Annotated in this window: 15 protein-coding genes and 1 tRNA gene; 10 read left to right on the plus strand and 6 right to left on the minus strand. The window is 63.5% G+C overall.

Annotated elements, in window-relative coordinates; translation table 11 throughout:
* Window positions 1-40 precede the first annotated feature (40 nt).
* The 4 genes from H0274_RS10075 to H0274_RS10090 all read right to left on the minus strand — a co-directional run bounded on the left by H0274_RS10075 (window position 41) and on the right by H0274_RS10090 (window position 3,341).
* Window positions 41-125: transfer RNA gene (locus H0274_RS10075), tRNA-Leu, on the minus strand.
* Window positions 126-426: 301 nt separating this feature from the next.
* Complete coding sequence (locus H0274_RS10080; protein ID WP_226795208.1) at window positions 427-1,545, minus strand: cobalamin-independent methionine synthase II family protein; 1,119 nt, start codon at window positions 1,543-1,545, stop codon at window positions 427-429.
* A gap of 37 nt (window positions 1,546-1,582) precedes the next feature.
* Window positions 1,583-2,125: a VOC family protein gene (locus H0274_RS10085; protein WP_226795209.1), complete on the minus strand. Its 543-nt coding sequence runs from the start codon at window positions 2,123-2,125 to the stop codon at window positions 1,583-1,585.
* 85 nt (window positions 2,126-2,210) lie between these two features.
* Window positions 2,211-3,341, minus strand: coding sequence for a CaiB/BaiF CoA transferase family protein (locus H0274_RS10090; RefSeq protein ID WP_226795210.1), 1,131 nt, complete (start codon window positions 3,339-3,341; stop codon window positions 2,211-2,213).
* Window positions 3,342-3,408: 67 nt separating this feature from the next.
* Between H0274_RS10090 and H0274_RS10095 the strand changes: the two genes are divergently transcribed.
* Window positions 3,409-4,203, plus strand: coding sequence for a citryl-CoA lyase (locus H0274_RS10095; RefSeq protein WP_226795211.1), 795 nt, complete (start codon window positions 3,409-3,411; stop codon window positions 4,201-4,203).
* Window positions 4,204-4,224: 21 nt separating this feature from the next.
* Here H0274_RS10095 and H0274_RS10100 read toward each other — a convergent pair whose 3' ends face one another.
* Window positions 4,225-4,587: a response regulator gene (locus tag H0274_RS10100; protein WP_226795212.1), complete on the minus strand. Its 363-nt coding sequence runs from the start codon at window positions 4,585-4,587 to the stop codon at window positions 4,225-4,227.
* A 60-nt stretch (window positions 4,588-4,647) separates the two neighbouring features.
* Between H0274_RS10100 and H0274_RS10105 the strand changes: the two genes are divergently transcribed.
* From H0274_RS10105 to H0274_RS10125, 5 genes are all read left to right on the plus strand, one after another.
* Window positions 4,648-4,935 carry a DUF3572 domain-containing protein gene (locus H0274_RS10105; RefSeq protein WP_226795213.1) on the plus strand — a complete coding sequence of 96 codons (288 nt, stop codon included), beginning with the start codon at window positions 4,648-4,650 and terminating at the stop codon, window positions 4,933-4,935.
* The gene (locus tag H0274_RS10110; RefSeq protein ID WP_226795214.1) at window positions 4,932-5,558 is read left to right on the plus strand and encodes an HAD family hydrolase; all 627 of its coding nucleotides are present in this window, start codon (window positions 4,932-4,934) and stop codon (window positions 5,556-5,558) included. The genes H0274_RS10105 and H0274_RS10110 overlap by 4 nt, the downstream gene beginning before the upstream one ends.
* 10 nt (window positions 5,559-5,568) lie before the next feature.
* Entirely contained in the window at window positions 5,569-6,027 is a 459-nt protein-coding gene (locus H0274_RS10115) for a RidA family protein (protein ID WP_226795215.1), read from the plus strand.
* On the plus strand, window positions 6,024-6,788 hold the full coding sequence (locus H0274_RS10120; RefSeq protein WP_226795216.1) for a glycerophosphodiester phosphodiesterase family protein: 765 nt from the start codon (window positions 6,024-6,026) through the stop codon (window positions 6,786-6,788). Before H0274_RS10115 ends, H0274_RS10120 begins: the two co-directional genes overlap by 4 nt.
* A gap of 73 nt (window positions 6,789-6,861) precedes the next feature.
* Window positions 6,862-8,001: a GNAT family N-acetyltransferase gene (locus tag H0274_RS10125; RefSeq protein ID WP_226795217.1), complete on the plus strand. Its 1,140-nt coding sequence runs from the start codon at window positions 6,862-6,864 to the stop codon at window positions 7,999-8,001.
* A 34-nt stretch (window positions 8,002-8,035) separates the two neighbouring features.
* Here H0274_RS10125 and H0274_RS10130 read toward each other — a convergent pair whose 3' ends face one another.
* Window positions 8,036-8,311: an SEL1-like repeat protein gene (locus H0274_RS10130; protein WP_226795700.1), complete on the minus strand. Its 276-nt coding sequence runs from the start codon at window positions 8,309-8,311 to the stop codon at window positions 8,036-8,038.
* 407 nt (window positions 8,312-8,718) lie between these two features.
* Between H0274_RS10130 and dksA the strand changes: the two genes are divergently transcribed.
* The 4 genes from dksA to H0274_RS10150 all read left to right on the plus strand — a co-directional run bounded on the left by dksA (window position 8,719) and on the right by H0274_RS10150 (window position 11,703).
* Window positions 8,719-9,177, plus strand: a complete 459-nt coding sequence (gene dksA, locus H0274_RS10135) for an RNA polymerase-binding protein DksA (RefSeq protein WP_226795218.1) — start codon at window positions 8,719-8,721, stop codon at window positions 9,175-9,177.
* A gap of 171 nt (window positions 9,178-9,348) precedes the next feature.
* The gene (locus H0274_RS10140) at window positions 9,349-9,732 is read left to right on the plus strand and encodes a PilZ domain-containing protein (RefSeq protein WP_226795219.1); all 384 of its coding nucleotides are present in this window, start codon (window positions 9,349-9,351) and stop codon (window positions 9,730-9,732) included.
* Between the two features lie 79 nt (window positions 9,733-9,811).
* Window positions 9,812-11,281 (plus strand): ABC transporter substrate-binding protein, encoded by a 1,470-nt coding sequence (locus H0274_RS10145; protein ID WP_226795220.1) that lies wholly within the window; start codon window positions 9,812-9,814, stop codon window positions 11,279-11,281.
* A gap of 5 nt (window positions 11,282-11,286) precedes the next feature.
* Window positions 11,287-11,703: a DUF4112 domain-containing protein gene (locus H0274_RS10150; RefSeq protein ID WP_226795221.1), complete on the plus strand. Its 417-nt coding sequence runs from the start codon at window positions 11,287-11,289 to the stop codon at window positions 11,701-11,703.
* Window positions 11,704-11,727: the final 24 nt, after the last annotated feature.

Genomic DNA, 11,727 nt, shown 5'->3' on the forward strand with positions numbered 1-11,727 from the left:
GTGAATAAAGTGTGTGGTGAACCCACGCGGTAAACATCAATGGTGCGGGCGGTGGGACTTGAACCCACACGGGCAATGCCCAGGGGATTTTAAGTCCCCGGCGTCTACCATTCCGCCACGCCCGCACACTTGATGACGGCCACCGCAGGTGCAGTTACCGAATCAGGGTAAGCTCTTGCCAAATAACGGCTTTTCGTTCGATGTGCGAGAACTTTGCCACGCACTTTCACCCTTTGCCACGCCCCGTTTCAGGACAGGTCGGCGCCAGTCTAGCGAGCGAATGGATTGGTTACCACAGCCGCGTAACCTTTCGGGCAAGGAAGTCCGCGGCGTTAGCCTTTCGCTTTGCCCAATGGCGCTGCGCCCTTCTGCCAAGCCCGGACAAGTGTTCCTCCGGCCGCAAGAGATTAACCATTAGCCACGCGGTCAGCGGCAGCGCTTCGCCGCAATCTCCGCGCCCTGGACCAGCGCCGCAAGCTTCGCCCACACCACTTCAGGGTCAAGATTGCCGCTGCCCGCATGAACCGAAAAGCCGCAATCCACGCCCGCCATTATACGTTCGGCACCTAACTGATCCGCATAGCGGATAATGCGCTGGGCGATCAGTTCGGGATGTTCGATATAGCTGCTCTGAGGCTCGATCATGCCGGGGCACAGCACCTTGTCTTCCGGCAGTTCGTTCTCCTCGAACCATGCGAATTCATGCGCATGGCGGGGGTTCGCTCCTTCCAGCAGCACGGTTTGCGGCTTGGCCTGCCAGACGATGTCGGCAATCTCGCCCAAAGGCACATCGCAATGGTGCGGGCCGGGATAATTGCCCCAGCACAGATGCATGCGCATTTTCTCCGCCGGAATATTGCGGACGGCGTGGTTCAGCGCCTCCACATTCATCGCCAGCTTCTTGCGGAATTCCCCCAGCGAAAGATGCGTGAACTGCACGTGGCGGCCCATGGCCATGTCGGGGCAATCAAGCTGGAGCGTAATCCCCGCATTGGCGATCGTCTCATATTCGTGGCGCAGGGCGTCCGCGATGGCGAAGACATATTCTTCGTCATCCTTGTAGAAGCGATTGGGGAAGAACAGGGCCGTGACGCCCGGCGATGCGGCGGACATGAAAGTCTCTTGCCCATCCGCCAGCCGGTTCAGCCGCTCGGCATCGATCCGGGGCGCTTCCATATCCTTGACTGTGATCGCAGAAGTGCAGGCCGGTGCAGACCGCCGCGCTCGCCCGGCATCGCCGAATACGCGGGCCTTGGCTCCGGGAAATTCTTCCAGATCCTGGAATTCATAGCTGCCCGCCTCGCCATCGAAGCCGGTCAGCCGATGCTTGATATAAGTGGCATAGCTGGGCTTCGACATTTCGCCATCGCCCACGATCGAGATACCGGCCTGCGCCTGCCGTGCGAGGACATAGGCCGTGGCTTCCTCCACGGCAGCGTCAAACTCCGCTTCGCTTACCGTCTGCCCGCCTTCCCGCGCGAAGACGAACGCGAGCAGGTTTTCCGGGCGGGGCAGGCTGCCCGTATGCGTCGTCCTGAAAGTCATGAAAGCCCTTCACGCAGGGGGCAAAGGGTCGCCACGCTCAAACCGTCTCCTCATGACGGAACAAATTGTTGTTGGTGTGATCGCCCGCCAGCCAGCGCTTCAGCTCCGCATGGGCACGGGCGCGCCGGCCTGCGGCGCCATCGGCTGCGCGCGGATCGTCACAGGTGAATTCCACGATCATGCCGTTGGGATCGGTGACATAGACCGAACGGCAATAACCATGTTCCAGCGTATAGGTGGCGGGCGGCTGGATGTCGGCTTTGGCGATGCGCCCTTCGATTTCGGCCTGCGTTTCCTTGTCCACGTTCAGCGCGATGTGGATGAAGGGTGATGCGGGAATTTCCGGCCCGAACTGCGCCTGATCGTCCGGATCGGCAAACTGGAAAAATGCCAGGCTGCTGCCGTCCGCGAGGTCGAAGAAGACGTGGCAATAGGTCCGGTCCTTGCCGAACAGGAAATCCGTTTCGCACCAGGTGGCCGAAAGCGGCAGGCCGATCACGTCTTCGTAAAAGGCGCGGGTCGCTTCCAGATCCTTGGTGACATAGGCCGTATGGTGCAGCCGGCTCGGCAGTCTGCTCATCATCGCTCTCCCTTGCGCCGAGTCCTGTCAGGCACGGCTTTGGGAAGGGAGCATATCAGAGCTTTTGCCTTGCGCAATTCGTTGATTAACCGGGCCTGCGACCAAGAATTTCCTCATTATGCTGGCCCAGCACCGGCGGGGCGACCACCTCTTCCTGCTTCTCCCCATCGAAGCGCAGGGGAGAACGGATCGTGCGAAAGGTGCCATGGGGCCCTTCGGTTTCCAGCACGATCTGGTGATGCCGGGCCAGTTCTCCATCGACCACTTCCTGCGAAGTGAAGACAGGCGAATGCGGCACTTCCAGTTCCGTCAGCCGGTCCGCCCAATAGGCGCGGGGCTGCTGCTTGAAGATCGGTGCGAGGCAGGCAATCACCTTGTCGTAATTGGCGATGCGGGCATTGCGATCCGCGAATTCGGGGCGCTGGAGCATGTCGGGCTGTCCGGCTGCCTCGGCCAGATTCTCCCAGAACTTGGGCGGCGATGACATATGCAGCGCCAGCCACCCGCCATCGGCGCATTCGAAGACATAGCTCTGCGATACATGCGGACGGGAATAAGGCCCCATCACTTCGCCCATCGAGAGCAGATGCGTGAAATCGTCCAGGTTGAAGTGACACATCGCCTCGAACATGCTGGTTTCGACGAGACGGCCCTTGCCGGTCTTCTCCCGCTCATAGAGCGCCGCCACCACGCCATGGGCGGCATAGAAGCCGGTCAGCGCATCGGCCAGCGCCGGGCCGACCACGCGGGGATGTTCGGGGTTCACCAGCAGCCGTAAAAAGCCGGAGGATGCCTGCGCCACCGTGTCGAAGGCCGGCCGGTCGCGATGCGGGCCGTCCGAACCGAAGCCGGTGATCAATGCATAGACAAGGCGGGGATTGATCGCCTGCAACCGCTGTGCATCCACGCCCAGCCGCTCCGCGACGCCGGGGCGGAAGTTCTGGATGAACACATCCGCGCCCTTCACCAACTCGTCCAAAGCGGCGAGGTCTTGCGCCTGCTTGGTGTTCAGCTCGATGGATTTCTTGTTGCGGTTATAGGTCTGGTAATGCGGCGAATAGAGTCCGCCCTTGAAGGCGCGGAACGGGTCGCCAACCTCCGGCATTTCCACCTTGATCACTTCCGCACCCAGATCCGCCAGCAGCGAACCGGCCTGCGGCCCGGTGATGAAGGTTCCCATATCCAGCACGCGAATGCCTTCCAGCGGCTTTGCCATTGTGCACCTCTCCCAAACTTGACGCAGCTATAGGCAGCGGCGGATAGCGCCAGCAAGGAGAGAGACTATGCGCATCGGCAAACAGGATGCCCCCTTCACTGCCATCTGCACCTCCGATGCTGACAGCATCACCGTGCGCGGCAAGGATCTGGTGGCGGAGATCATCGGCAAGACGGACTTCACCAGCTATTTCTGGTTCCTGGTAACGGGTGTGGAGCCGAATGAGGACCAGCTGTTCTTCGCCAATGCCGTGCTCTGCGCGCTGGCTGAACATGGCCTGGTGCCCAGCGTAGTCGCCGCGCGCATGACCTATGCCGCCGCGCCCGAGGCGTTGCAGGGCGCGGTTGCCGCCGGACTGCTCGGCTGCGGATCGGTCGTGCTGGGCAGCGCGGAAGTGGCGGGGCGCTTCTACGCCGATTGCGTGGCGGACTGGCGGGAAAGCGGAGACGACATCAACGCCGTGGCCGTCCGCAACATCACTCGCCTGCGCCAGACGACCAAGGCCATCCCCGGTTTCGGCCATCCCCAGCATTCCGAGGGCGATCCGCGCGCCAATCTGCTGCTCGACCTCGCCGACCAGCGCGGCGTGTCCGGCGATCACGTCGCCATGATGCGCGCCTTGCAGGCGGCCTTGCCGGAAACCATCGGCCGCAGCCTGCCGGTGAACGTCAACGGCCCGATCCCGGCGATCATGCTGGATGTCGGATTTCCGCTCGCCGCGCTCAAGGGCATTGGCCTGCTCTGCCGCACGGCGGGGCTGATCGGCCACCTGACCGAAGAGGCGGAGCGGCCAATCGGCTTCATCCTCTCCGGCAAGGCGGCAGAGGCAATCGAATATGACGGTCCCGGAGGCGGAGTCTGAGGAGGCGCCTGGGCTCAGGGCCTAAAGCAGGGCTTTAACCGCCTGCATGAAGGGTCCGATGGAAACAGGCTTGGCCAGATAGCCTTCCGCCCCCGCATCGCGGATGCGCTCCTCGTCGCCCTTGCCGGCATAGGCGGTAACGGCCAGCACGGGGATGCCGCGCAGGCTGGCGTCCGATTTCAGCCCCGCGATCAGGTCCAGCCCCGAAACATTGGGCAGCTGGATGTCCATGATCACCAGATTCGGCACGAATTCGCGCGCCTTGCCGATCGCTTCCAGCCCGTCGGCCACAGGTTCCACCGCAAAGCCGTTGGCGCGTAAAACGTCGCAAAACAGCTTCCGGTTGAGATCGTTGTCCTCGACAATGAGGATTCTCTTTGCCACTGCCCCAGTTCCCTCGGGGCTATTCCCCGTCAAACCTGTTTCTAGGGGCCCGGCAAGGCGGTGACAATTCCCGGTTCGAGCGAATCCCCCACCGAGGCCGAAAGTGCCGAAGCGCTGGCGCTGAATGCGCTGGTCTGGCTATTGTCGGATGAGAGCCGGGCGGATCGCCTCCTTGCATTGACGGGCCTCACACCCGACATCCTGCGTGCGGGACTGGGTGATTCCGCCGTGCTGGGCGCGGTGCTGGATTTCCTCGCCGCGCATGAACCCGATCTGGTCGCCGCTGCCGATGCGCTGGGGACCGAACCGCAAAAGCTGGCCAATGCCGCAAGGAGCCTGACCCGATGAGCCGCCGCCCCCTGATCGTCACCGATTGCGACGAGGTGCTGCTGCACATGGCCGCCCATTTCCGCGATTTCGTGGATGAGCAGCATGGCGTGGAGTTCGCCTTGAACGGGCACAGCTTCTTCAATTCCATGCGCCGCCGCGAAACGGGCGAAGTGCTGACCGAGGAAGAAATGTGGGTTCTGCTGAACCTGTTCTTCGATACGGAGATGCACCGCCAGAACCCTATCGCCGGGGCCGTGGAATCCATCAACACGCTGGCGGAAAAGGCCGATGTGGTGGTGCTGACCAATCTCAAGGACCACCGGATGCAGACCCGCGCCACGCAGCTTGCCGGGCATGGCATCAATGCGCGCGTCTATACCAATCAGGGGCCCAAAGGCCCGGCGCTGAAGGCGATCCTGAACGAGCTGGGGGCGGAGCGCGCCTTCTTCATTGACGATATCGCCCATCACCATGGTTCGGTGGCGGAAGAGGCGGGCCATGTCACGCGTCTGCATTTCGTGGGCGAACCGCTGATGGCCCCTTATGTACCCTGCGCCTTCACGGCGGGGCAGGCCCATGCCCGGATCGACACCTGGGAAGAGGCGCTGCCCTGGCTGCTCGAACGGCTGGAAGATAATTGAGGATCAGACAATGAGCATCGAAGCGAAACTGGCCGAACTCGGCATCACCCTGCCCGAACCGGCCGCCCCGGTTGCGGCCTATGTGCCTGTAGTTGTGGCGGGCGGCCTTGCCCATGTTTCGGGGCAACTGCCCTTTGTGGACGGCAAGCTCGTTACCGGCCGTCTGGGCGAGGATGTCAGCACGGAAGACGGCACTGCCGCCGCCCGCGCCTGCGGCCTGATGCTGCTGGCTCAGGTCAAGGCCGCGCTCGGCTCGCTCGACAAGGTGGAGCGCGTGGTGAAGCTCGGCGCCTTCGTCAATTCCGCGGGCAGCTTCACCGATCAGCCCAAGGTCGCCAATGGCGCTTCGGAACTGATGGTGGAAGTATTCGGCGATGCCGGTCGCCATGCCCGTAGCGCCGTGGGCGTTCCCGTCCTGCCGCTGGGCGCGGCGGTGGAAGTGGACGCCATCTTCGCCATCAAGGGATGATTGCCGCGCTGCTCGACCGGCTGTTTGCCCCCGCGCCCGATGCGGCGCGGGTCGCATGGCTGGGGCAGCATGATTACGCCCATCGCGGGCTGCACGGGCCGGGCGTGCCCGAAAACTCGCTCTCCGCCTTTGCCGGGGCGATTGCGCGCGGCATGGGCATCGAATGCGATATCCAGCGCAGCGGCGATGGGCAGGCAATGGTGTTCCACGATTGGGAACTGGACCGGCTGACCGGGGAAAGCGGCCCTGTGGCGGATCGCCCGGCACAGGCGCTGGGGCAGATTCCGCTCAGCGGCGGGAAGGGTGACCATATCCCGACCTTGCGCGAGGTACTGGCCAAGGTGGCCGGGCGCGCGCCTCTGTTGATCGAGATAAAGTCGAAGCGCGGCTATCACGTCGCGGCCAGTTGCCTTGCCGTGCGGCGGGAACTGGAAGGCTATCGCGGCCCCCATGCAGTGATGAGCTTCGATCCGCGCGTCAGCCGCTGGTTTGCCGCCCACAGCCCCCGCACCTTGCGCGGGCTGGTGATGACCGAGGAAGACGATCGCAGGATCGTGGGCTGGGCCCGGCGGCATTTGTGGCTGTGGACCGCGAAGCCCGATTTCCTGGCCTATGACATACGCGACCTGCCGAGCCGCTTCGCCGCCGCCCAGCGCAGGCGTGGCCTGCCGGTGACAAGCTGGACCGTGCGCACCCCCGAATTGCGCCAACGCGCTGCGCTGCACGCCGATGCCCCGATTGCGGAGGGGGATGGGGTTTAAGGGCGGCTGACCGTTCAATCCCCGCCTCAAGGGCAATCGACAGCCGGGACGACCTTTGGCTAAGGTGCCTTCCATGAGCGAAGAGCCCACACTCATTGCCCGCATCGCGTCATCGGTGGGTTCGCTTCCGGCACAAGAGTGGGATGCGCTGGCGGGCATGGATAATCCCTTTGTCAGCCATGCCTTTCTGACCGCGCTGGAGGATTCGGGCAGTGTCGGCCCCGGCACGGGGTGGAGCCCGCTGCCGCTGGTGATCGAGGATGAAGAAGGGCGGCTGGCGGCTGCGCTTCCGGCCTATCTCAAATCCCACAGCCAGGGCGAATATGTGTTCGATCACAGCTGGGCCGATGCGTGGGAACGGGCCGGGGGCCACTATTATCCCAAGCTGCAGATTTCCGTGCCATTCACGCCGGCCACGGGCCCGCGCCTGCTGTTGCGGGACGAGGCGTTCGGCGTTCCCCTGCTGCGCGCGGCAGAGACCTTTTGCGTGCGCGAGGAACTGTCTTCGGCCCACGCGACTTTCATCGAGCCTGCGCAGATCGGGCTGTTCGAGCAGGCGGGCTGGCTGCTGCGCAACGATATCCAGTTCCACTGGGAAAATCGCGGCTATGCCAGCTTTGACGATTTCCTGGGCGCGCTCTCCTCGCGCAAGCGCAAGGATCTGCGCAAGGAACGCGCCGCCGCGCAGGAAGGGGTGGAAATTCGCGCTCTGTCCGGCGCCGATCTGCGGCCGGAACATTGGGATGCCTTCTGGGCCTTCTATCAGGACACGGGGTCGCGCAAATGGGGCACACCCTATCTCACGCGCGAGGCGTTTGACCTGTTCGGGCGGCGCATGGGGGATCGGGTGCTGCTGATCCTGGCCTATATGGACGGCAGGCCGATTGCCGGGGCGCTCAATTTCATCGGCGGATCGGCGCTCTATGGCCGCTATTGGGGCTGCCTTCTGGACAAGCCCTTCCTCCATTTCGAACTGTGTTACTATCAGGCGATAGACCATGCCATCGCGCGCGGCCTTTCCCGCGTGGAGGCAGGCGCGCAGGGTGGGCACAAGCTGGCCCGCGGCTATGAGCCGGTGCGGACATGGTCCGCCCACTGGATTGCCGACCGGCGCTTCCGCGCGGCGGTGGCTGATTTCCTCAAGCAGGAAAGGGCAGGCATTGCCGCCGACCAGATCGTGCTGGGCGAGAAGACGCCGTTTCGGAAATCCTGACAGAAGGCCGAGGCCTTCCTTGCTGCGTGGCGATTTACGCGGCGCGGCGGTCCAGCGCGATGAGCCACTGGCGCGCCCGGCGCTGGGCTTCGGCCACTTCGCGGGCGGTCATCTCGTCGGAAATGTCGGCGCGGCACCAGGCGGCTTCTTCATGGCCCTGCACGGCGGCGAGATTGAACCACTTATGCGCCTCGATCAGGTCGCATTCCGCGCCGTGGCTGCCGGTGGAAAAGGCAACACCCAGATCGAAATAGGCATTCACGTCGCCGGCAGCAGCGGCGGTGAGGCGGCTGGCAACCAGCCTGTCCATGCCATTACGCGTGTCGGCAGGCGCAATCGTGCCGATCGGCCTTGCGGTTGGCACGGCCTGTGGGACCAGTCGAATCTCCATAGCTTAACCCCCTTGTTTCATCCCTGAATGGAGCGGCATCTCCCGTCCTGCTCCTGGCCCGCACTTTGGCTTTTGATGGTTAACAACTCGTCAATCAACTCCGGCGGTAAATTGCGCAGCCCGCTACCGGGCCGATGCAGGGCGATGCCATGGGGGAGCTTTAGGTAAGGCCCCTATCCATCGGTGATATCGCGCGATTGCCGCTTGTGCCGCCCAAGCCCCCACCTTATAGGCCCCCCAACCAAACCGGACGCGCTACTGGAAAAATCCGGGGCATGCAGGGGAATAGCCGGTTCCCGGGAGAGAATTGGACACGGAGTATCTTGATGGCTTCGGTTGCCGGTGATGACATTGACATTCTTGCCAAGGCGCGCCGCACGCTTGGCGATGACTACACGCCTTCCGAGGACGAAGAGTACATGAGCGATCAGCAGGCGGAATATTTCCGTTCGCTGCTCGTCGAGTGGAAAAAGTCGATCCTTTCCGCTGCCGAGGGCACATTGCAATCGCTGCAGGATGGCCCGATTCGGGAGCCGGACCTCAATGATCGCGCTTCGAGCGAGACCGATTGGGGGATCGAACTGCGGACGCGTGATCGCCAGCGCAAGCTGATCTCCAAGATCGATTCGGCCCTGCGCCGGATTGACCGGGGCGAATATGGCTATTGCGAAGTGACCGGCGATCCCATCGGGATCAAGCGGCTGATCGCCCGCCCGATCGCCACCATGACGGTGGAAGCGCAGGAAGCGCACGAGCGGCGCGAAAAAATCTCGCGCGACGATTGATCGCACGAATGCCTCGGATTGGCTGAAATCAGCCATTTTGGACGGTCTTCGGTTAAGGCTTTGTTTGCCTCTGCGATGCTAGGCGCAGGGGTTCCGGCGATATAGTATGCCGGAGCGGCCCGACTCGCAGCCGGGTCCAAAGAGGTTGAATAGCGAGCGAATGAGCAACGAATGAGCACCGTCGACACACGTCAAATGTCGCGCGACAGCCTGTTCGTGCTGGCCAAGATCAAGGTCGAAGGCGATCTGAAGGGCACGGAACATCGGGTGAAAGTGCGCAACCTTTCCTCCGGCGGCATGATGGCCGAAGGCAATGTGAAGGTGGTGCGCGGCTCGCTGGTCACTGTGGAACTGCGCAATATCGGTTGGGTCGACGGCACGGTAGCCTGGAAGCAGGATGATCGCTTCGGCATCGCCTTTCTCGAAAATGTCGATCACAAGCTGGTGCTCGCGCCCCCGCCGCCAACGTCGGATATCGGGAAACACTCGCCGCGCTATGTGCGTCCGCCACTGGACACCAGCGGTCCCGAACCTTCCAAGTTGCGCAAGATCTGACGATCTTCATCTGACAATCTCCCGCGCGCTCGCAAGGGCCCATTGAAGCGTGCCGCCGCAGGCCTTACGGCTGGCGAGGATGGTTCGTTTCACCCGCATCCTGGCCCTGGGCCTCGCGCTGCTGGCAAGCGCCTGCGGGCGCAGCGATGAAGGCGCGCTGGACATCGCCATCATCGGCGGGAAGGGCGATCCCTTCGAAACAAGCGTGCAGCTTTCCGTCGCAGGCCAGCATGTTCATGCGGCCACTACGGAAGGGCTGGTTGGGCTGGACGCACAAGGACAGGTGATTCCCGCCCTGGCGGATCGCTGGATCGTGACCGATGACGGCAAGAGCTACATTTTCCGCCTGCGTGACGGCACCTGGCCCGATGGCAGCGAACTGACCGGGGAGAGTGCGCGCAATGCGCTGCGCCGCGCGGTCCAGCGCCTTTCAGGCACGGCGCTCGGCTATGACCTGTCCCAGATCGACCAGATTCGCGCCATGGCCGGCCGCGTGGTGGAAATCCGCCTGAAGGGCGCCATGCCCGATTTCCTGCAGCTGCTGGCCCAACCGGAAATGGGCCTGCTCTACAAGGGACGCGGTACCGGGCCGATGGGCCTGCGCAAGGTGGAAGAGTCCGCCGTACTCTCCATGCTCTCGCCCGAGGCGCGGGGCCTGCCTGTGGTGGAGAACTGGCAGCAGGATGTGCGCGAATTGCGGGTTCACGGCATGGATGTGAAGCGCGCCATCGCCCTGTTCGATGAAGGGCAGGTGGATGTGGTGCTGAATGGCCGGATCGAGAATCTGCCCATGGTGGATACCGGCCCTCTTTCGCGCGGGACAGTGCGGCTCGATCCCGCCATCGGCCTGTTCGGCCTTTCCGTGCGTAACGCGCAGGGCATATTGGGCGATGCTTCCGGGAGGGAGGCCATTTCCATGGCGATCGACCGCACCGCCCTGCTCGCGCCATTCAATGTCGGCGGATGGCAACCTACCTCGCGGCTGGTCGCGCCGGGCCTGCCGGGCGATCTGGGCACTATCGGCGAACGCTGGGACGGCACTTCGCTCGCGCAGCGCCGCAGCACGGCCGCAGGCCGCGTCGCCACCTGGAAATCGGCGAATGGCGGGCAGGCGCCGGAAATCTCGGTTGCCCTGCCCAGCGGGCCGGGCGGGGATGTTCTGTTCCAGGGCCTTTCGCGCGATATGGCGGCAATCGGCGTAACCTTGCGCCGCGCGAAGAAGGGCGAGAAGGCGGATCTGGAGCTGATGGATATCGTGGCTCGCTATGCCAATGCCCGCTGGTTCCTCAACCAGTTCAATTGCGGCTTGCGGCGCGGCTTCTGTTCGAGCGAGGCGGATAATCTGGTGGCCGAGGCGGCCAGCGCCCCCGATCCCGATCAGCGCGCGGCCCTGATGGCGGAGGCGGAGGCTGAGCTGACCTCGCTCGATGCATTCATCCCCTTCGGCCCACCGGTCCGCTGGTCGCTGGTGCGCGCGGGCGTCACCGGCTTTGCCGCCAATGCCTGGGTATTCCATCCCTTGCCGCAGCTGGCGATGATCCCCAGATAGAGGGAATGACGCAGTCCTCCCGCCCGCGCCCCATGGGCATGACCCTGCCCATGGGCAACGATCCCGCCGCCATCCGCCAGCGTATCGAAGTGATGGAAATGGTGCTGGAACGCAGCTTCACCATCCCCGGCATCAATCGCGCCGTGGGGCTGGATTCCATCGTCGGCCTCGTTCCCATACTGGGCGATGTGCTGACCGCCGCGATGGGCACCTACATCGTCTGGGAAGCGCGCAATCTGGGCCTGCCCAAATGGAAACTGGCGCGCATGGCCGCCAATATCGCCTTCGACACGGCGCTGGGCGCGATCCCGGTGGCGGGCGATCTGTTCGACCTGCTCTATCGCTCCAACAGCCGCAATCTGAAGATTGTGAAGAAGCATCTCGACAAGCACCATCCCTCGACGCGGATTATCGAGGGGTAGGGCAAGCCGTCACCTCGGCAAAAG

The sequence above is a fragment of the Fulverythrobacter ferritrahens genome, from assembly GCF_020539485.1.
Lineage (GTDB): Bacteria > Pseudomonadota > Alphaproteobacteria > Sphingomonadales > Sphingomonadaceae > Andeanibacterium > Andeanibacterium ferritrahens.